General features: G+C 40.3%; 16 protein-coding genes. 9 read left to right on the top strand and 7 right to left on the bottom strand.

Going from position 1 to position 19,885, the window contains the following annotated elements; all coding sequences use genetic code 11:
- Nucleotides 1-134 precede the first annotated feature (134 nt).
- The 6 genes from J8M01_RS03045 (at nucleotide 135) to J8M01_RS03020 (ending at nucleotide 7,532) form a co-directional block, all read left to right on the top strand.
- Nucleotides 135-1,346: a DUF642 domain-containing protein gene (locus tag J8M01_RS03045; RefSeq protein ID WP_211056958.1), complete on the top strand. Its 1,212-nt coding sequence runs from the start codon at nucleotides 135-137 to the stop codon at nucleotides 1,344-1,346.
- A 265-nt stretch (nucleotides 1,347-1,611) separates the two neighbouring features.
- Nucleotides 1,612-3,045, top strand: coding sequence for a peptide MFS transporter (locus J8M01_RS03040; protein ID WP_192508319.1), 1,434 nt, complete (start codon nucleotides 1,612-1,614; stop codon nucleotides 3,043-3,045).
- A 454-nt stretch (nucleotides 3,046-3,499) separates the two neighbouring features.
- Nucleotides 3,500-4,546 (top strand): 4-hydroxyphenylpyruvate dioxygenase, encoded by a 1,047-nt coding sequence (gene hppD, locus J8M01_RS03035; protein WP_192508320.1) that lies wholly within the window; start codon nucleotides 3,500-3,502, stop codon nucleotides 4,544-4,546.
- Nucleotides 4,547-4,656: 110 nt separating this feature from the next.
- Nucleotides 4,657-5,970, top strand: coding sequence for a fumarylacetoacetase (gene fahA, locus J8M01_RS03030; RefSeq protein WP_192508321.1), 1,314 nt, complete (start codon nucleotides 4,657-4,659; stop codon nucleotides 5,968-5,970).
- Nucleotides 5,971-6,091: 121 nt separating this feature from the next.
- Nucleotides 6,092-7,147, top strand: coding sequence for a M23 family metallopeptidase (locus J8M01_RS03025; protein ID WP_211056957.1), 1,056 nt, complete (start codon nucleotides 6,092-6,094; stop codon nucleotides 7,145-7,147).
- Nucleotides 7,137-7,532 carry a polymer-forming cytoskeletal protein gene (locus J8M01_RS03020; RefSeq protein WP_192508323.1) on the top strand — a complete coding sequence of 132 codons (396 nt, stop codon included), beginning with the start codon at nucleotides 7,137-7,139 and terminating at the stop codon, nucleotides 7,530-7,532. Before J8M01_RS03025 ends, J8M01_RS03020 begins: the two co-directional genes overlap by 11 nt.
- Here J8M01_RS03020 and J8M01_RS03015 read toward each other — a convergent pair whose 3' ends face one another.
- Complete coding sequence (locus J8M01_RS03015) at nucleotides 7,533-7,997, bottom strand: hotdog fold domain-containing protein (RefSeq protein WP_192508324.1); 465 nt, start codon at nucleotides 7,995-7,997, stop codon at nucleotides 7,533-7,535.
- A 176-nt stretch (nucleotides 7,998-8,173) separates the two neighbouring features.
- Here J8M01_RS03015 and J8M01_RS03010 point away from each other — a divergent pair, with 176 nt between their 5' ends.
- On the top strand, nucleotides 8,174-9,358 hold the full coding sequence (locus J8M01_RS03010) for a multidrug effflux MFS transporter (RefSeq protein WP_211056956.1): 1,185 nt from the start codon (nucleotides 8,174-8,176) through the stop codon (nucleotides 9,356-9,358).
- Between the two features lie 218 nt (nucleotides 9,359-9,576).
- Entirely contained in the window at nucleotides 9,577-10,206 is a 630-nt protein-coding gene (locus J8M01_RS03005; protein WP_211056955.1) for a LysE family translocator, read from the top strand.
- A gap of 134 nt (nucleotides 10,207-10,340) precedes the next feature.
- Here J8M01_RS03005 and yegD read toward each other — a convergent pair whose 3' ends face one another.
- The 6 genes from yegD to sixA form a co-directional block, all read right to left on the bottom strand.
- Nucleotides 10,341-11,711, bottom strand: a complete 1,371-nt coding sequence (gene yegD, locus J8M01_RS03000) for a molecular chaperone (RefSeq protein WP_211056954.1) — start codon at nucleotides 11,709-11,711, stop codon at nucleotides 10,341-10,343.
- 52 nt (nucleotides 11,712-11,763) lie between these two features.
- Nucleotides 11,764-12,603, bottom strand: a complete 840-nt coding sequence (locus J8M01_RS02995) for a DNA ligase (protein WP_192508328.1) — start codon at nucleotides 12,601-12,603, stop codon at nucleotides 11,764-11,766.
- Nucleotides 12,604-12,651: 48 nt separating this feature from the next.
- The gene (locus J8M01_RS02990) at nucleotides 12,652-13,311 is read right to left on the bottom strand and encodes an HAD family phosphatase (RefSeq protein ID WP_210995471.1); all 660 of its coding nucleotides are present in this window, start codon (nucleotides 13,309-13,311) and stop codon (nucleotides 12,652-12,654) included.
- Nucleotides 13,312-13,349: 38 nt separating this feature from the next.
- Nucleotides 13,350-13,649: a hypothetical protein gene (locus J8M01_RS02985; RefSeq protein WP_192508330.1), complete on the bottom strand. Its 300-nt coding sequence runs from the start codon at nucleotides 13,647-13,649 to the stop codon at nucleotides 13,350-13,352.
- Between the two features lie 132 nt (nucleotides 13,650-13,781).
- Nucleotides 13,782-16,091: a TonB-dependent receptor gene (locus tag J8M01_RS02980; protein ID WP_211056953.1), complete on the bottom strand. Its 2,310-nt coding sequence runs from the start codon at nucleotides 16,089-16,091 to the stop codon at nucleotides 13,782-13,784.
- A 492-nt stretch (nucleotides 16,092-16,583) separates the two neighbouring features.
- Nucleotides 16,584-17,051, bottom strand: a complete 468-nt coding sequence (gene sixA / locus J8M01_RS02975) for a phosphohistidine phosphatase SixA (protein ID WP_211056952.1) — start codon at nucleotides 17,049-17,051, stop codon at nucleotides 16,584-16,586.
- Nucleotides 17,052-17,212: 161 nt separating this feature from the next.
- On the opposite strand from sixA, the gene J8M01_RS02970 reads away from it, so the two are divergent.
- Entirely contained in the window at nucleotides 17,213-19,885 is a 2,673-nt protein-coding gene (locus J8M01_RS02970) for an insulinase family protein (protein WP_211056951.1), read from the top strand.

Raw genomic sequence — 19,885 nt, 5'->3', positions numbered from 1 at the left:
TCACTTGGAATAATAGCATCGTGCGTATTTTTGTCGTTTAATTGACCGCGACACTAAAAAGTACGACAATAAGATTAGAAATTTATCTATTGAGCTTAACTGCTTCCACTGTTTCTTATTTTTAGGAGTTCTATATGAAACTGTCTTTTTTAACTTTGAGCTTAGCTTCTCTTGTTTCGCTTAACACCGCTTTTGCGAGTAATTTAGTGACGAATGGCTCATTTGAACAGGATGTTGTTTCTAAAAAATGGACTCTACTTGATGACATGACCGGTTGGCAAAGAGATGGGGCTAAGTTTGAAATTCAAACAAACACACTTGGTATCATCACGCCACAAGAAGGTAATCAATACATAGAGCTAGACTCAACAGCCAACTACAGTGTAAAGCAAACGCTTTCTACTCAAGCTAACCAAACCTACACCTTGAGTTTTTATTATTCTCCTCGCGTGAATAATAACAGCGATACCAACCAAGCAAAGGTATATTGGGATGGTGCTGAAGTGGCAAATCTAAATGGCACTTCAAGAGGCTGGCAACATATCTCTGTCAGCGTAACAGCTGCTGGGGCTTCAACTGAATTGAAGTTTACAGGCACCGGTACCTCTGACTCATACGGTGCTTTTATTGACAATGTCTCAGTAACTGGTATTGCAAATAGAGCCTGTTTAACGGGCCTATTTGGTATTAATGATTTTGGTTCTGAGCAAGCTGGATATGTTTACTTCTTCGATGTAAATACTGGTACATATAGTAAATTAACAGGGGTATCTCACACAGCATCCAATATTGCGAGCAAAGATGGCGTACTGTATTTCATGGAACAGCAAGACAGTAACACTAAAGCGTCTAAAGTGTGGACTTTGGACTTAGCAAGTAACGCTGAAACTGAGGCCGCAGATGCAACGTCATATCCTATTTACCGCTCTGCTATAACGCCTGATGGTCAGTCATTGCGTTCTACAAGTAAAACATACATGTATGATTTTAATTTACAGACTGGCGCAAAAACTGTCTTAGGTAAATTAACATTTGCAGGAGATGATTTTAAGCATGGTGATATCGCCTATTCTGCGGACAATAATACGTTATATGTACTGACAGGAAAGTCTTTATATACTCTAGATGACGGTGACATGAGTTTAGACAAAATTGGTGACCATGGCGTCAATTGGGCATCAGGTTTGGCCATTGGCGACAATGGAACTGTGTATATTTCAGGGCGAGTAGCTGGTGAAAATGCAAAAATATACTCTGTTAACCCTGCAACGGCTGTCGCAACCTATGTAATGGATGCTGCTCCTCACGTTAATGATTTGACTTTTGTGGACGATTATTGCAATTAATCGTATATAGGTCATTTTTTATTAAAAAAGCCAGTCAAATGACTGGTTTTTTATTGCCTCTTTTAAGGTACAAGCGGCTTCTAGGCTTCCCCAACACGCAGCAGCTAGTTATACTAACGCACCCTTTTTGCATAGTTAGTCAGTTATTTCGTCATAACTAGCAGAAACACCAAAAACATTGGCCACCCGTTCAAACGCATAATTTTTTATGTGTCACGATTATTATAAGGCCTAACAACATATTTGATTTTATTAGGAAGTACATATGAGTTCATTACCTAAAGCAGGAGAGTTTTTAGGACATCCTAAAGGCTTATTCTTGCTGTTCGGCACAGAGATGTGGGAACGCTTTGGTTATTATGGCATGCGTGCCATTTTAGTTTTATATCTTGTTGCAATGACCCAAGACGGAGGGTTTGGCTGGTCAAATGCCGACGCTCTTAGCCTATATGGTACTTTTACCATGGCCGTATATTTAACCCCACTGTTTGGCGGTTGGTTAGCTGATAACGTATTAGGCCAGCGTAAAGCTATTATCATAGGTGGTATTTTAATGGCGCTAGGCCATTTTATCATGGGGGTTCCTCACAGCGCAGTCATTGGCATGGAAGTTAACGTGTTTTATCTTGGTTTAGCCTTACTGTGTATTGGTAATGGTTTATTCAAGCCAAATATTTCCACTATGGTCGGTGATTTATATAATGACGGCGACAAACGTCGTGATGGCGCATTTACTATTTTCTATATGGGTATCAACTTAGGTGGTGCATTAGGGCCACTTGTTGCAGGTTATGTTGCAGCGGTCATAAACTGGCAAGCAGGCTTCATTGCCGCTGGTATCGGCATGGTTATTTCAGTGGTTATGCAGCTTATACTGAGTAAAAAGTATTTAGGTGATATTGGCGTTGTTCCGTCAGCTAAATTATCACAATCACAGTCAGCAACAGGCACTAAAGAACCATTAACGAGTGTTGAGAAAGACCGCATCAAGGTTATTTTTACAATGAGTGTATTTAGTATCATCTTTTGGATGGGCTTTGAACAAGCAGGCGGCTTGATGAACCTTTTTGCCAACGATTATACTGACCGTATGTTGATGGGCTTTGAAATCCCAGCTTCTTGGTTTCAGTCTCTAAACTCACTTTTCATCATTATCTTTGCACCTATTGTCGCGATGATTTGGTTAAAGCTTGATAAGCGAGAACCAAACTCCCCTGTTAAGTTTGCGATTGCATTGGTTTTCCTAGCCCTTGGCTTTCTTACCATGATGTTAGCATTAATCACTGAAGGATCTGGTGAAGGTTCATTACAGATCAGTATGATGTGGTTAGTACTGTTTTATCTATTCCATACTTTAGGTGAACTATGCTTGTCGCCGATTGGTTTATCTATGGTGAGTAAATTAGCGCCTCTGCGTTTAGCATCATTGCTAATGGGTATTTGGTTCTTATGTACTGCCATCGCAAATAAAATTGCAGGCTTTGTTGGCTCATTCTTAGGTGAAGGACAAGAAGCTATGAACAACGCGATGGGCATCTTCATAGGCCTTGGCGCAACGGCTTTATTGTCTGCAGCAGCAATGTACTTGCTCAGCGACCGCTTAGTCGATTGGATGCACGGCGCAGAAGGCCATCATGAGCCACACACTCAAGAGCATATTTTAGCGGAAGAGTTAGAAATCTCAGCGGTTAAATCTTAGTTTTAATTCGTTTTACAAAAAAACCACGCCGATAAAGCGTGGTTTTTTTTCATTCATACATGCCCCTAAAGCCACATCTGTATACACTGGTTTACACTCTAAAGACAAAGAACACTGCATCCTTCACCCTATACCCACTTATTGCTTTTCAAATGTAGAATCCAGAAAAAATAAAAAATGCTTTACATTACAATAAGTAAAATATAAAAATTACATATAAAAAGTATTCCCTCCACGATTAATACCGGAGAATATCCGCTTAGAAAATTACCACGTGTATTGCTGTCAGCATGCAAGCGTCTTTATCGACTCATTGTGCAAGTAAATTTACAAATCACGACTTTGTGAAATCTACCCTAAACCTTTCCCTTTGTCTCATTTTGGTGAATTATTCAGTTAATGAGAAACACATCTAAACAAGCAATCTAATGTGCTTAATTGCTGGAGTAAGACAATGAGTGAAGTAAGTAACCCTCTAAAGTTAGTTGGTATTGAGTTTACAGAATACGCAACACCTGATGCAGATTATATGGACAAAGTCTTTACTGATTTTGGCTTTTCAAAGCTTAAATCTTTTAAAGATAAAGATATCACTTACTACAACCAAAACGACATTCACTTTTTATTGAATAACGAACGTGAAGGTTTCTCTGCTGAGTTTGCAAAAAGTCATGGTCCAGCGATATGCTCAATGGGCTGGAGAGTAGAAGACGCACAAAAAGCATTTGAAGTGGCTGTTGAGCGTGGCGCAAAGCCAGCTACAGATTCAACACACAAAAACTTACCTTACCCTGCAATTTACGGTATTGGTGACAGCCTGATTTACTTTATCGACGTATTTGGTGACAAAGGTTCTATCTACAACAACGATTTTGTTGATTTAGAAGAACAGCGCATTGTTAAAGATAAAGGATTCATCCGTATAGATCACCTTACTAACAATGTTTATAAAGGCACGATGGAAACATGGGCTAACTTTTATAAAGACGTATTCGGCTTTACTGAAGTGCGTTATTTCGACATCAAAGGTCAAAAGACGGCACTGATCTCATATGCACTTAAATCGCCTTGTGGTACTTTCTCTATTCCTATCAACGAAGGGAAAGGCAACGATAATAACCAAATTGATGAGTATTTAAATGAGTACAATGGTCCAGGTGTACAACATCTAGCATTCTTAACCGATGACCTTGTAGGTTCACTTGACCAACTTGATCAATCAACCATTGCAACATTAGACATCATCCCTGAATACTACGATACCATTTTTGACCGTGTTCCTTGGGTAAAAGAAGATAAAGATAAAATTCGTGAGCATCAAATTCTTGTAGATAGCCAAAGTGAGAACTGTTACTTACTACAAATTTTCTCAAAGAACCTATTTGGCCCAATCTTCATCGAAATGATCCAACGTGTTGATGACGGTGGTTTTGGTGAGGGTAATTTCCAAGCTCTATTCGAATCAATTGAAAGAGATCAAGAGCGTCGCGGCGTACTTTAACGCCGCTGATAAAAATAAGTGTCTAAGCAGCTTACTTATACTTTAAGTAGGCTGCTTTTCTATTTAAGTTGAGGCAAAATAGTCTCAATGATAGTTAAACAGGAAAGATAATGTCTTTTATTAACGAAACGCACGATAATAGCTTAATGAGCTGGGTAGCAAGCGCCAACTTAGCTGGTACTGATTTCCCAATTCAAAATTTACCTTTTGCCGTATTTCGCCGTACAAACAGCAACGAAGAATTTCGTGGCGGCGTCGCCATTGGTGATCAAGTGTTAGATTTGGCAGTTGTTGCTGAAGCCGGTATTTTCTCAGGAGAAGCTCACTCGGCTGTGACGGCTGCAAATGCCGCTGCATTAAATGAATTCATGGGTATGGGCCAATCATATTGGTCTGCACTTCGTCTTGCACTTTCTCGTGCATTACGTGAAGGGTCTGAGCATCAAAGTGCCCTTGAATCCGCACTGGTTTCACAATCTGACGTTGAGTATTCAATGCCATGTCATATTGGAGATTACACAGACTTTTACACATCAATTTATCACGCAACAGCGGTTGGTAGCTTATTTAGACCTGACAATCCGCTTTTACCTAACTACAAATGGGTACCAATCGGTTACCACGGTCGCTCATCATCAATAGGTGTATCTGGCCAAGCGTTCCCACGTCCGAAAGGCCAAACTAAAGCGCCAGACGCAGATATGCCATCTTTTGGACCATGTAAGCGTTTAGACTACGAACTAGAACTTGGTATTTACCTTGGTAAAGGCAACGAACTTGGCGATCATATTGCAATAGAAAATGCCGAGAACCATGTATTTGGTTTCTGTTTATTTAATGACTGGTCAGCACGTGATTTACAAGCTTGGGAATATCAACCGCTTGGTCCATTCTTAGCGAAAAACTTCGCATCAACGGTCTCTCCTTGGATAGTAACGACTGAAGCACTGGCACCTTATCGTACGCAGTGGACACGTGATGAAAATGATCCGCAGCCACTTGAGTATTTAGAGTCAACGCAAAACCGCGAGTCAGGCTCTTTTGATATTCAAATGGATGTGTCTATTGAAACACAAAAGATGCGTGCTGATAACCATACGCCAAGTAAGGTATCTGAATCTAGTTTCAAGCATAGCTATTGGACAGTTGCACAAATGGTGACTCATCACACAGTGAATGGTTGTAACTTTTTACCTGGCGATATGCTTGGCTCAGGTACTCAATCAGGTCCAGATCACGAAGAAGCCGGCTCATTACTTGAGCTATCTCGTGGTGGCAAAGAAAGTATCACGCTTACCAATGGTGAAGAGCGTAAGTTCTTAGAAGATGGTGATACCGTGATCATGCGTGGCTGGTGTGAAGCTGAAGGCTTTAATCGCATTGGATTTGGCTCTGTTGAAGGCACAATCCTACCAGCAAAATAGTCAGTTCCAAAAATTCATATAAATCAAAGGTGTGCATAAGCACGCCTTTTTTTGAATGTTTAAACTGGATTTTTGTATAGAAATTGTTAAAGTGAAGCGTTAATTATAAATTTATATGTGTATGCTAAATTATATCAATCGCCTATTTAACCTGTTATTTCAGAAGCGCCAATTGTTGCTTCGCCAAAACGGCGAAGTGGGAATGGTTACGCTGTCTAGCTGGTTACAATTCACGATAGTCATCATACTTACTGCGATGACGGTATGGCTAGCAATAGTAAGCAGTGCTTTTTTTGAACAAAAAACGACCATTGCTACGCTCAATTTATCCAATGAAACCAAGCAACAACAATGGCAAAAAGAGAGGCTGCAATTAGAAAGTCAGCTTAATTTACAGCAAAGTAAATTGAATGAGTTAACTGAAAAACAACTCGCGCTACAGAGTTTAATTGAAGCGTTACCACCTAAACTAAGTGAAGAGCCCACGCAGCCGGAAGTCTCACCACAAGCTCAGTTTCAAAGAAATAGCACGCAAATACACTGGTTGCAAGAGCACTTCATCACTTCCTTAAACCAAACAATCGACACAAGAACACATACAATTAATAACTTATTAGATGAAGCTGGTATCGCTTATCATGATCGTGATAATGCCGCCCAAGGTGGTCCTTATCATAAATTACCACTTGAGCAACTCCCAAGTCATTATATTGATACAATCGATAAACTCGTTTTGCTCAGCGAGTTACAGCAACTCATCACGCAGTTACCATCTGAAATGCCAGTCGCTAAAGATGACTACTATATATCAAGTCCATTTGGCTTTCGAAAAGACCCAATGACTGGCAGACGAGCATTTCATAAAGGCGTTGATTTGGCTGGCTGGCATAAAACAGCCATTATCGCCCCCGCTGCTGGCGTCGTTTTGAGAGCGGGTAATAATGGTGGCTATGGTAAATTTATTGAGATACAGCACCCAAATGGCATCACGACACGCTTCGGTCATTTACATACTATCAAAGTGAAAAAGGGACAACCGGTCAACAAAGCTGACACAATTGCACTTATGGGCAGCACTGGACGCAGTACAAGTACTCATCTACACTATGAAGTACTGCAGAATAATAAGCAGATCAACCCTGTTAAGCTTGCCAAGGTAATTAATCGTGTTCAGTAAAATTAAGAAAAAACAACTTGAGACAGCCTCAGGTATTCCAGCTCTAATATCTCCAAACACCCATGTAGAAGGTAATATTACCTGCGAGGGGGAACTCCAAATTGATGGTAAGGTAACCGGTGATCTTATGGTTAATATACTCATTGTTGGCCAGCATGGGGTTATTGAAGGTAATATAAAAGCACATCAAGTACTTATAAAGGGAACTGTGGATGGCTGCATAAATGCAGACCAAGTCATGCTAGAAGAGTCAGCTAGAGTGCATGGTGATGTGCTTCACGATACGCTTAGTATAGAGGCTGGTGCATTAATTGAAGGTAAGCTTGCACATAAAACAGAGGTGACCAACATCACCCCTATTTCAGAACACTCAAATGCACAATAGCTAGCGCTTGGTAACATACATATTTATATCCGCATGGAATACCTTTGTTCCATGCGCATCAAAAACCTCTACAGGTACAATTAAATCCTCTTTATCCAGCCACTGTCTCGGTAGTGTTATTTTAGCCTCCGCACTAATATCTGTTTCAGCTTTTTTTAGATACTGCACCGTCATTCCTTTAGGGATCCAACGATGGGTCTTGTACGGTACTGTTGCATCCACCATCACCCCTGCACACAATTCGGCAAGGTTACACTGTGCAATCGCATGAATGGTGCCAATATGATTAAACACCGCTTTGCGTTTAGGGATGGTAGCCATACATACCCCTGGCTCTAACTGCGTTATAGTCGGCTTTATTGATCCAAAATAAGGCGCTTTTCTACACACTGCTTTGCTAAACAACCAATTACCAAAAGGTAGCCATTTCATTTTTTTATATATTTTGAGAAGTGGAGTTGTCATTTTATGATCCCCGTTGTATTAATTCATCAAACCTAACACATCAGACCAGATGATAAAACATTCACTACCAATATAATCGAATAAAATATTTTTTCAGATCGGTGTTATGTCCTGTTCTTTTTTTTCATGATGATTACAATAGCGCCCATCAGGGATCTCAACCAAAAGATGTAGTAATGAAACAGTCCACCAGTAAATCTCTAATATTCATCCTTGCTCTACTTGTTATTTTTTGTCCGTTGGGAATAGATATTTATTTGCCCGCATTTGTCGCGATGCAACAAGGCCTTGATGTGGCTGAAAGCCAGATACAACAAACGGTTAGTATATACATGCTAACGGTTGGGCTCGGTCAACTTATTGCTGGACCACTTGCCGATAAATTTGGCAGAAAGCCAATTGCCACTGCAGGCATACTGCTTTTTACGCTAGGCGCAATTTTGGCTGTTTTCTCTCCCAACTGGGTAGGCATCATGGTTGCTAGAGCACTGCAAGGACTAGGAGCATGTGCCACATTCGTTGCTGCATTCGCAATAGTCAGAGACAGTTTTGGCCACAAAGGTGCTGGACAGATGCTCACATACCTCAACGGAATTGTCTGCTTCATCCCTGCTTTTGCTCCTCTACTTGGCGCTTGGCTTACTGTGGAATTTGGTTGGCGCAGTAATTTTATCTTCTTGAGCGGTTTTGCTGTTTTAGGCTTATTGTTAACATTAATACTCTTTAAAGAAACCAAACCAAAAAGTACCATTTACGAAGGTCACCTCCTTGATTTTAGACGTTTTTTTCCCATGCTAAAAAGTACTGAATTCATGTTTAACTCAGCACTAACAATGATTGGAATGGCGGCAATGTTAGTGTTTGTCACCACCACCCCTGGCTGGATAATGAACGAGTTAAATAGCACGGTCAGTACTTTTACATTCTGGTTTACGATTAATGCCATCATTAGTATTGTCGTCAGCTTTATTGCCCCCCACTTTATAAAACGAAACAGTCGAGGTGCCCTGTTCACCGGGTTGAGTTTATTTATTATAGGCGCTTTACTGATGTTAGGCTTGCAACACATCCGTCACCCTGGTGCAATCATGATCCCAATGTATATTGCCTCCATTGGTTTTGCATTCACCCTTGGCGCGGCAGCAGGTAAAGCGCTCTCGGGCTTTCCCAAACAAGCAGGCACCGCCTCCGCATTGATAGGTGTTATGCAAATGAGTGGGGCGGGCGTATTAGCATTTAGTTCACAGCAATTGCTACTTGATGCTCCAGTCCAGTTAGCATTGCACTTATTAATAGCAGCACCTTTTTTACTCATCCTAACGAGCAAACTAAAAGAAAAAGTGCACCACAATAGTACATAATTCATATTATTGTCATAGTTGTATTGTTTAATTGCGTCAGACAGATATGTATATGTGGGCGTTTCAACGCAACTTCACTTGCACTCACTCAGATCAGTCCCAACCCAACCTAATTATGAGCGGGCACCATGCCCGCTTTTGTCTTTATCTAATTAGCAGCTGCATTTTCGCCTCTAGATATTTATACTATGACGTAATAACAATAATAAGATACGCTTATGTTAAATCCTGACTTCCTTATTTCATTTATCGTTGCAAGTTCCGTTATCGCAATCGCCCCCGGTCCATCAAATGCTTTTCTCATGGCGCAAACATTTACAAATGGGCGGGCTGCAGGAATGCAAAGTGCTTTGGGCTTTGCCATGGGTGGAGTAATACATACATTATTTGCAGTGATAGGACTATCAGCAGTTTTAAAAGCATCGCCTTTCGCGTACGCCACAGTGCAATATTTAGGTGCAGCCTATCTATGCTATTTAGGTTTTATGACAATTAAAGATTCATTTCTCAAGACAGATAACACCAACGAGAAGCCCCATGTCAGTACTAAAAAGCCAAAGAATGTATTCTTGCAAGCAATGATGACTGAGGTGCTCAACCCCAAAGTTGCACTATTTTTTATTGCCTTCATCCCGCAGTTTGTTGACCCTACATTATCATCCACAACACTACAATTGGCTATCTTTGGATTGCTCTACCCCATCTTGGCATTTCCGATTGACTGTGCTTACATTTATGGTGGTGACAAGATTGCGAGCTACTTTCGTCGCCACCCTAATGCACCACTATGGATTGATAGAGTATCAGGGGGCATTTTTATCGCGTTAGCCATTAATTTATTGCTGTAATCGTGACGATTTCGAATTGCATAAATAAAAAAGAATAAAACAAAGGCATATTTTAATTGCTTCATAAAAGTCTGCAAGATGCTATCGCTTATATTGCACGAGCAATACAAACGATAACAAGAGCAAAAACTTGATTAGCGGTATATTTGCTCCGCCCACTTAGTTAAGCCCGCTGTAACGCTGCCAAAGTTATCACCATTAAGCATAGGAACATTGCCCAATGCTTGTTGAAGCTTCGCTTTCAAAAGAGGTGACTGTGCACTGCCGCCAGTTAAGTAGATTACATCAGGTTGAGTATTTGCATCACGAATTGCTTGTTTTGCAAGCGTACAAATCTGCAATAAACTATCATCAATCGATTCCGCTAACTCATTAACCGATATCTTTTGACTAAGTGCACGCTCTATAAAACTTAAGTTTGCCTCAAAGTGATCCGTTTCAGACAACGCTATTTTCCCCAGCTCTCCTTGCCTAACAATTTGATGTCCCAGCTTTTGCTGTTGTACTGACACTAATCGAGCCAGCTTGTCCGGCTCCGATACATCTCGAAGCATCGCTTCTAAAGAGCGCGCATTGACGTTGCTATAGAAGTCAGTTTGCAAGTGTAAATCATTAATTTTGCATGCTTGCCAAAAAGGTTGGTTAGGCATAGGTAAGCCTGATCTAAGCGTACTTCCGAGTCCACACAATGGCATTAATGTATGATAAGACAGTGCTATATCTAAATCATTGCCGCCAATACGTTTCCCACTGTGTGACAAAAAATCCTGGTCACGAATACTTTTCCCACGGTAGCTTGGTCCCATTTGGACAAATGAACAATCACTCGTTCCGCCGCCAATATCCACGACCAATACTTTTTTATCTTCAGTCAGAGAGGTTTCATAATCGATGCCAGCAGCCAAAGGTTCAAACAAGAAGTCAACCTCACAAAAGCCAGCACGCTTTGCTGCGGTCGTCAAAATAGCCGTCGCTTGTTGGTTGCTTTGCTCTCCACCGATAGCTTGAAAATTAACAGGCCGACCTATCACTGTATGCGTCAGAGCATAGCCTAACTGTTGCTCCGCACGGTGTTTAATTTGCATTATCATCGCGGTAGCAATATCTTCGAAAAATGCAATTTGCTGTGCTTTTAATCCAACCGCACCAAAGAATGATTTCGGCGACTTAACAAAATAACCCTCTTCAGGAAAATCAATATACTCAGTAATCGCTGCAGAGCCAATAGCCAAACCCGATTCTGCTTGGGTTAAACCTAGATCACGTCGAATAGCAGGCACCGAACGTAAAGTATTTGCGCGCTCTAAACAATACTGCTCAGCCTCACTAACACTGCGTTGTTGCAATTGCTTTGCAACGTAATCAATAACCAATGCATTGTGTTGTGCATATAAAGTCGATGGCAAGTACGTCCGATTTGATTCTAAGTTCACCAATTTAACATCATGATTGGCCATTATACCCATCGCACAATTTGAACTACCGTAATCAAAACCAACTATCATAACAATCTCACAACACAAAAAGGTCGCGCAGAGTAACACACTTATATGCTGATTAAAATGTCGTTTTTGGCCTTATAAAAACAGCAAATCGCGGTTTACCATACTTAGTAAAACCTTGATGACGAAAGGTCACAATAGTGCCTATTTTTGGAGGGTGTGCTCTTTCATTATCGCTCAACCCTGAGCCTATTTTAAACTCAATACCTGAATCAGTTTGGACCAACAGTGCGCCTGTTTTCCCTTTATAGCGGCCCTTACCTGGCAAATGCGCGATTACTTTGGCTTCGGCATCTTGATAAGGTTTATATTTTAGTAAATTACCACTACGGCCCTGACTGTGCTTAGCACTGCTCAAATGCAGCATCACCCCCTCCCCTCCATTACGAATCACTTTATTAAAAAAACGCTCTAATTCACTGTGGATTTCAAATCGATGCTGTATCACTGCTTTTACATGATGCTGTTTAATGTTGTCTATTAGATCACTATACGTTTGATACCGCTGACTAAATGGCTGTTCTATATTTGGTGCATCAAAAACCATGTATGTAATTTGGCGCCAATTTTCGTTATTAGGAACTCTACGGCGTACCAGTGAGCTTACATAAGCAAAATTATTGTAACCAGCCCAAAGCTCACCATCCAGCCAACGCTCAGGAAGTTGATTAGTAAACCATCGTGGTGCATAAATAATATTACCACCACGTGTTTTGAGCTGTTTCCCATCCCAAATCGCTCTTACACCATCATACTTTTCACTTATATGGTAAAAGCTAACCGGTAGTTCAGCTTGGTAACGCTTTGCCAACTGTACTGAGGTGGGTAATTCACTGGCTGAAAAACTCGAAAAGGATAGAAATAAAACAACCCATAAGATCCTTTTAATACTCATGTTAGGCTCCTTGCACTTTATGAGAATAAAATTGAAGTGTAGTGTATTTTATATAGCAGTTAAAAGCTCAATACGCTGCCAGGCTTTGAATAAATCCTTTTCTACATAGGTTGCTTTATCGAATTTCTGCGCTTGAGAATGTTTATTTGGTACGACTATGGTACGTAACTGCGCTGCATAAGCTGAAGAAAGCCCTGTACTTGTATCCTCTATTGCGATTGCCTGTTTCGCCAATTGCTCAGTTAAGGTTAATGCATGCAGATATGGCTCTGGGTGTGGTTTTGGGTAACTAATATCATCTTTGCAAACAATGGCGTTAAAATACTTTAGTAAATCATAATGTTCAAGTACGGGTAAAGCTTCTGAGCGAGTGCTGCCCGTCACCAAAGCCAGTTGAAACTTGTCACTGGCCAATTTTAGTACCTGTTCAGCATAGGCCATTAGTGTTGGCTTTATTTCATCAGCCGTCTCAACAAATAGACGGTTTTTTTGCGCAGCAAGAAATGTACTACTTGGCGCTAAGCTGTGCCTTTTCTTCAAAACTTCCGCACTATTTAATGTAGGGACTCCTGAAAATTCACGACAAAATTCTAACTCGCTGTAATTTATATCAAATGGTGCAAGAACCTTCATCCAGCTATGATAATGCAACGCCTCCGAATCAACCAAAGTGCCATCAAAATCAAATAATATTACTTTAATATCCATATATGTTCCTTACTCCACTTGATAATCGTCACTTTACACTATTGAGCCAGCCCTGCTGGCGGTTCTGCACTTGCCGGATTTCCCGTTTCAACTTCCACCAGCTCATAGCCTCGCTCTTTACGCGCAACTTTAAGTACAGGCTTATCAAATGCGGATTTTAATCGCTCTGCATCGTCTTGTAATTCAACCAATGAACGTCCAAACGGTGCAGCTCCCGTTTCTGACCAATTACTTACTTTACCATTGACGTTATATTCAACTTCGTGAATTTGATATAACGCAGGTTCATCTTTTGTTGAATCACAAAAAATAACCCGATAATTCCAAAAACCAGCCATACTCTTTCTCTCTATATTGCGATATCCGTGACTTTATCAGCTCTGTATCACTTTTTCATTACGGATAATAAAAAACCCGCTGAAGCGCGGGCTTTTTTACTAATCATATAGTACTAAATTACATCAGTGAACTTAAAAAAAGCGCACTTTAAACTCAGCACCCACAAAACGCTCTTCATTCAACATGCCGGTATTGTTATTAAAATCAACACCACCAATCACGGTTTGCTCATCGAATAAGTTACGAACGAATACCGACGCTTCATACTCATTATCACCTTCGGCCCATGCATATCCTGCACGAACACCGGTTTCAAACAAAGCATCGCCTTTAAACTCTACCGATTCATATAAGAAAAAGTTAATTTCACTACGATACGAAACATCACCGTATACGAAGAACTCACCACCTTCTAACTCTTTTGAATAACGTAAGGTTGCATTCGTAATCCACTCAGGTGCATGTGGTAAACTATTACCATCCAGAATTGCACGAGGCTCAGGACCATTAGGACCTTGCACCATATAAGTCGGATCTGTCACTGTACATTGATTACAAACCGCCACAGCTAAATCATTATCACTTAACTCTGTATTATTATAGCTCAAGTTAAATGTCGCATTTAGTTCATCCGTTAGCACCCATTCAGTATCAAGCTCGAAGCCATAGCCTGTGGTTTTATCGGCATTGATTAAGCGGTTAAAGTTAGCCCCACCACCAACAGCCGTTAACTGCTGATCACTCATTTGGAAGTAAAATACAGTGGCATTAACACGGCCTTGGCCATCTAATACATCTGATTTTATACCAGCCTCAATCGAGTTAATCGTTTCAGACTCAGCCACTGTTACTTCATCACCAAATAAAATACGGCCCTGAACACTTGGCGCTCTAAAACCATTGGCAATACGTGCAAACAAGTTAATGTCATCACTGTACTTATATGCCGCACTTAAGTCCCAGCTTACATGGCTATCACTTGGGTTAGCACTGCCTTCTTTAAAATCTGATGCACCAGTAAATGGCACTGGCGTTTTAGTACGCTTAGCGTAAAACTCTTTGTCATCATCTGAATAACGAAGACCAGCAGTAATTTTCAGATCATCAGTTAGTGTGTAATCTAAAGAACCAAATACGGCCCAAGCTGAAGTACTTTGATCTTGCACTGCATAGCCGTTTTGTAAACCAAAGTTACTATTAGCAGCATCGTAAGCACCCGTATCAAAGCTATAGCTTTCAATCGTTAGGTCTTCATCAAACAAAAATACGCCAACTTGATAATTAACATCACCAGAGAAATTACTTGATAAACGTAACTCTTGAGTAAGTTGATCGTGATCAGGGATAACATCTGCAGTTTCTGATGAAAATGGAATAACACCTGGTCCCATTGACGGTGCAAATGCATTACCGTAACCACCATCAACATCTGCTCTAGAATAAATCTCAGCACTTTCCCATGCTGTAATAGACGTTACTGTATGCTCTTTTAAGTCCCACTCAAGCTTTAAACTAAGACCTTGTGTGTCAACCTGCTGTGTCGCACGAGAAGCAGCATCATGATAAACCACATCATTATCATACAGTGGGTTAATGTTGTTTGTACCCGCTTCGATTAAGTTAGCGCGAAATGCGATTGGGCGACCATCTAAATCACGTACGTGATAATTTAATAAACCAGTGAAGTCGTCGCCTTCATATAAAAACTGTACACGCGCTGCTTTTTCACTGTAACCACCTAATGAGTTTTCTTTTTCAAACCCTGGCGCTTTAACATCAATGTAATCTTCTTTATCTTGCCACAGCACAGAAACGCGTGTTGAAATACGATCTGTTAAGCCCGTACCAAATGCACCTTCAAAATCTGTAGAACCTTTACTGCCGTATGACAATGCACCATATGCATCGAACTCTTGGCTCGGCTTTACAGAATCAAACTTAACAAGGCCTGCAGGTGTATTACGACCAAAAAGCGTGCCTTGAGGCCCTCTTAATACTTCTACTCGTTCGATATCAAAAACAGGAAAGCCTTTTAAAATTGGGTTTTCTTGCACCACTTCATCAACGACCAAGGATACAGGTTGTGAGGCATTTAGATCGAAATCTGTATTACCTAAACCACGAACATAAAAACGTGGGAATGTACGACCAAATGAAGACTCAACCGATAAACTCGGGATCTTTGCATTCATAAAGCGAATATCCATACCCGCAGAGCTGTAAGCATCCAAGTTATCGCCTTGTAAGGCAGAAACAGATACAGGCACTTCTTGTGCATTTTCAACACGCTTACGCGCAGTGATTTGAATAACTTCTAATTGATTACTTTTCGCACTTGCGTCGTTTTCAGCTGCGATAGAAGAAAATGAAGTACCTGCTACAGCAGAGAACAACGTTGCATTAATCAGGGTAGCTAACGTAGATCTTTTCATTGCTTTCATGTTGGGTTTTAACCTTTAAATATGCACTCTTATTGTTCAACGGTTTGTATGGGCGCCGTATCACGGTGGCGTGGTGCATTCAATTTTTCGCGAGATAATATTAAACGCGGACCTCAAATCCGAGAGTGCAAAGCGGTTTTATGAGGCTGAATGCGACGAGCACAATTATAGCAGCAATTTATATGTTTGCTGTAAATTACATCAATAATATTGAACTTTTTTTGCAATTATCGCCACACGAATTCAGACGTTTACAACATTTAGCAACAAAAACCCACAAAAACAGGACATATGTCCTTACTAAAAAGCGCGCTAATATGGTTGTGAATTCATATTTTCTAGGTATTAGGAACAATTTTGGCTATGTTGAATTCGAAGGAAATTTTACTCATGAGGAAGCATTCCCTTTTTTGATAATAAACGATCAGGGAATATGAGCAGCTTAGCATTTAGATATAAATAACAATGCGGACACCTGTCCGCTTATGCATATTATTTTAATGGTGATTGAATTTTAAGTAAGCACCCTTTGTGTGCTTGCTCATCATAATCAATTACAGCAACAGCCGCCGTGTTAAAAATTGGCATTTTTCCAGGGCAAAGCTGATCCACAAGGTAGCTCACAATTGGCATGTGCGCCACGATTAACCAAGTATTGTACTGCGGGTGTAAACTTATCAGTGTTTCTAAATAATCGATTGCAAACGCCGCATCTCCACTTGGTATCACATCTTTGCAGGTTTCATTAAAGCCAACTTGATTTAATGTTAAGACACATTCAGCAGTTTGCTGGGCTCGTATATAAGGACTTACTAATAGAGCATCAGGCGAATAGTGAGTTTTTAACCACCAGCCCATCTCATGAGCTTGTGCTACCCCTCTTTGAGTTAATGCTCGCTGTTCATCCATGGCTTGCATTGGTACAGCTTCCCCGTGACGCATTATCAATATTGTTTTCATAACACTCCTGAGTATCGTCAATAAAAATTTGTCTACCGTCGCAGTAGCTAAATACCTCATTTGTTCGCTATATTAAAACAAACATTAGATAAACATGAAATGAATTCGCGTTCAAACACTTATGTTTGAACAGTATTAACTCTTACATCGGCGGCGCCAACTTGAAAATAAGCAGCAATGATAATCGTACCTATGAAAGCCTGACATTAAACAATGGTCTAAAAGTACTCCTTGCGAACGACGCAACAAGTGATAAGGCTGCTGCTGCACTCACAGTAAATACAGGTCACTTTGATGATCCAAGCGACCGCCAAGGCATGGCACACTTCCTTGAACACATGCTATTTCTTGGAACCGTTGAATACCCTGAGCCTGGCCACTTTTCACAATTTATTAGCCAAGCGGGTGGACAAAGTAATGCTTGGACCGGCACGGAGCACAGTAGTTATTTTTTCGATTGTCATCAACAGCATTTATACCAAGCGCTCAAATTATTCAGTGGATTCTTTATCTCTCCTTTACTAGACGCTTCTCAAACAGAAAATGAACGTAATGCCATAGATGCCGAGTTCAAAATGAAAATCAAAGATGACGGTCGAAGAATTTATCAAGTACATAAAGAAACATCGAATCCAAAGCACCCATTTACAAAGTTTTCCGTCGGCAACGAAGATACATTGGCGAACAGAGCAGTATGTATTGCAGAAGAAGTTCGCAATTTTTTTGAACGTAACTATCAAGCTCAGTGGATGACACTCGTCATAGTCGGCCCCCAACCTTTAGATGAGCTCGAACAGTGGGCTACTAATTTATTTAGTCCTATCGTAGGGAACGGTATCAAAAAGCCGACTATATCTACACCACTATACCGAACACAAGATCTAGGCTTACTGATACAAATAACCCCAAAAAAGCACATGCAAAAGCTCATTATTAGCTTTGCGATGCCTTGCATTGAAGGTCTCTATAAACACAAAAGTATGAGTTTTTTGGCACACCTTATTGGATATGAAGGAGAAGGCTCTTTATATTCAATTTTAAAAGCACAGGGGTGGATCAACGCACTTTCCGCTGGTGGTGGAGTCAGTGGCAGTAACTTTAAAGACTTTAATATAAGCTTTGCATTAACCGATGAAGGCATTGGCTACTATGAAGACATCGTAGAAATGACCTTTGAATATATTGCCTTGATTAAATCACAATTAAACGACTTGCCCGTTTTATATCATGATAAAAAGACACTACTTGATATTGCTTTTGACAATCAAGAACCCAGTCGACTACTGGACTGGGTGAGTAGTATCAGTGTCAACATGCATCACTATGAGCCACAAGACTACCTATATGGTGACTACATTATGACAGACTTTAATCATCATATTTTTGAACAACTTTGTCATTTCCTTGTCCCTCACAATATGCGCATGGTTTTGATCCATCCAAATATCACGGCAAAAAACACCGCCAAATGGTATAACACTCCTTATAGTGTCGAAATGCTGTCCTCTGACTGGCTAAATGCATTAACTGACATTGACATTGCACTTCCTGAGATGATGTTGCCAAAAGTAAATCCATATTTACAGGTTGAGAATACGCTCTATGATATTCAACCTGCTAACAATATACCTGAGCTACTAAAAGACAAACCAGGCTTCTCATTCTGGTTCAAGCAAGATGTCACCTTTCGTGTTACAAAAGGTCACTTTTATATTGAGATTGATTCCCCCATTGCAGTTGCGAATGTAAAGAGTATGGCACTTACGAGGTTATTTGCTGATTTACTCATGGATAGTATGGCTGAGCAATTCTACCCTGCTGAATTAGCTGGCTTAAATTACCATATCAGCTCTCACCAAGGAGGTTTGACTCTACACACAGCTGGATTATCTGGCAACCAAAGTACATTGGCATTGGAGTTATTAACCGCGATTTTAGAGCAACCAATTAGCGCCACTCGCTTTGCTGAATATAAAAAACAATTGATCCGTCATTGGAAAAACCATAATCACAACAAACCTGTAAGTGAATTATTTGGTTTATTAGGTGCTCGACTTATGCCATGGAACCCTGACCCAATCGCGTTAGCCAAAGCGTTAAAAGGCACATGTTTTAACGAGTTCAGGCGCTTTCGCCAACAATTTTTCGAATCTATCTACATCAAAGCTTTTTTACATGGCAACTGGCAAAAAGAGCATGCTTTATCCCTACAAAAAAAAGTTCGAGGGCTATTCTCAAATAGTGAAATTCTTGAGGACTTGAAAAGACCATTAAACGTACTTGAAAAACCACAAACACTAAAAATAAATAAGCCTGATTCCGATCACGCCATAGTTGAATATATTCAAGCTCTAAGTAGTGAAATAAGTGAGAAAGTCACATTAATGCTTATGAATCAGATCATAAACCAAGAATACTTTGACAAATTACGAACTGAGTTACAATTGGGTTATCTCGTGGGATCGGGTTATGCACCATTTAACACCCGTGCAGGAGTTGCATTTTACATCCAATCACCTAACAACGCTTCTAATGCTCTAATTCAACACCATGATGGATTTATTCAAGCGTTTACAACAAATATTGCAGACATGAGTCATGAACAATGGCTAAATGCAAAAGCGGCATTACGACTACAAGTTGCAGAAAAAGATAAAAACTTAAGATTAAGAGCACAGCGGTTTTGGGTTGCGATAACCAATGACGATCACAGCTTTAGTATGCAGAAAAAGCTAATAACTGAGCTTGATAATTTAACCAAACAAGCGTTTACAGATTTTGTACTGCGCATTTTCTCTGCTGAACATCCAAAAATACGCTTAACGTGTAATTGA

It is taken from the genome of Pseudoalteromonas sp. MMG005, from assembly GCF_018101015.1.
In the GTDB taxonomy this organism is placed as follows: Bacteria; Pseudomonadota; Gammaproteobacteria; order Enterobacterales; family Alteromonadaceae; genus Pseudoalteromonas; species Pseudoalteromonas aurantia.
The sequence above is the reverse complement of the archived record's forward strand: the minus strand, read 5'-3'. Positions and strand labels throughout refer to the sequence as shown.

Coding starts and splice junctions, on each gene's coding strand:
- J8M01_RS02990 (WP_210995471.1), bottom strand. CDS start 13,311: ATGGATATTAAAGTAATATTATTTGATTTTGATGGCACTTTGGTTGAT.
- J8M01_RS02985 (WP_192508330.1), bottom strand. CDS start 13,649: ATGGCTGGTTTTTGGAATTATCGGGTTATTTTTTGTGATTCAACAAAA.
- sixA (WP_211056952.1), bottom strand. CDS start 17,051: ATGAAAACAATATTGATAATGCGTCACGGGGAAGCTGTACCAATGCAA.
- J8M01_RS02995 (WP_192508328.1), bottom strand. CDS start 12,603: ATGAGTATTAAAAGGATCTTATGGGTTGTTTTATTTCTATCCTTTTCG.
- J8M01_RS03040 (WP_192508319.1), top strand. CDS start 1,612: ATGAGTTCATTACCTAAAGCAGGAGAGTTTTTAGGACATCCTAAAGGC.
- J8M01_RS03045 (WP_211056958.1), top strand. CDS start 135: ATGAAACTGTCTTTTTTAACTTTGAGCTTAGCTTCTCTTGTTTCGCTT.
- yegD (WP_211056954.1), bottom strand. CDS start 11,711: ATGATAGTTGGTTTTGATTACGGTAGTTCAAATTGTGCGATGGGTATA.
- hppD (WP_192508320.1), top strand. CDS start 3,500: ATGAGTGAAGTAAGTAACCCTCTAAAGTTAGTTGGTATTGAGTTTACA.
- J8M01_RS02980 (WP_211056953.1), bottom strand. CDS start 16,091: ATGAAAGCAATGAAAAGATCTACGTTAGCTACCCTGATTAATGCAACG.
- J8M01_RS03025 (WP_211056957.1), top strand. CDS start 6,092: ATGCTAAATTATATCAATCGCCTATTTAACCTGTTATTTCAGAAGCGC.
- J8M01_RS03015 (WP_192508324.1), bottom strand. CDS start 7,997: ATGACAACTCCACTTCTCAAAATATATAAAAAAATGAAATGGCTACCT.
- fahA (WP_192508321.1), top strand. CDS start 4,657: ATGTCTTTTATTAACGAAACGCACGATAATAGCTTAATGAGCTGGGTA.
- J8M01_RS03010 (WP_211056956.1), top strand. CDS start 8,174: ATGAAACAGTCCACCAGTAAATCTCTAATATTCATCCTTGCTCTACTT.
- J8M01_RS03005 (WP_211056955.1), top strand. CDS start 9,577: ATGTTAAATCCTGACTTCCTTATTTCATTTATCGTTGCAAGTTCCGTT.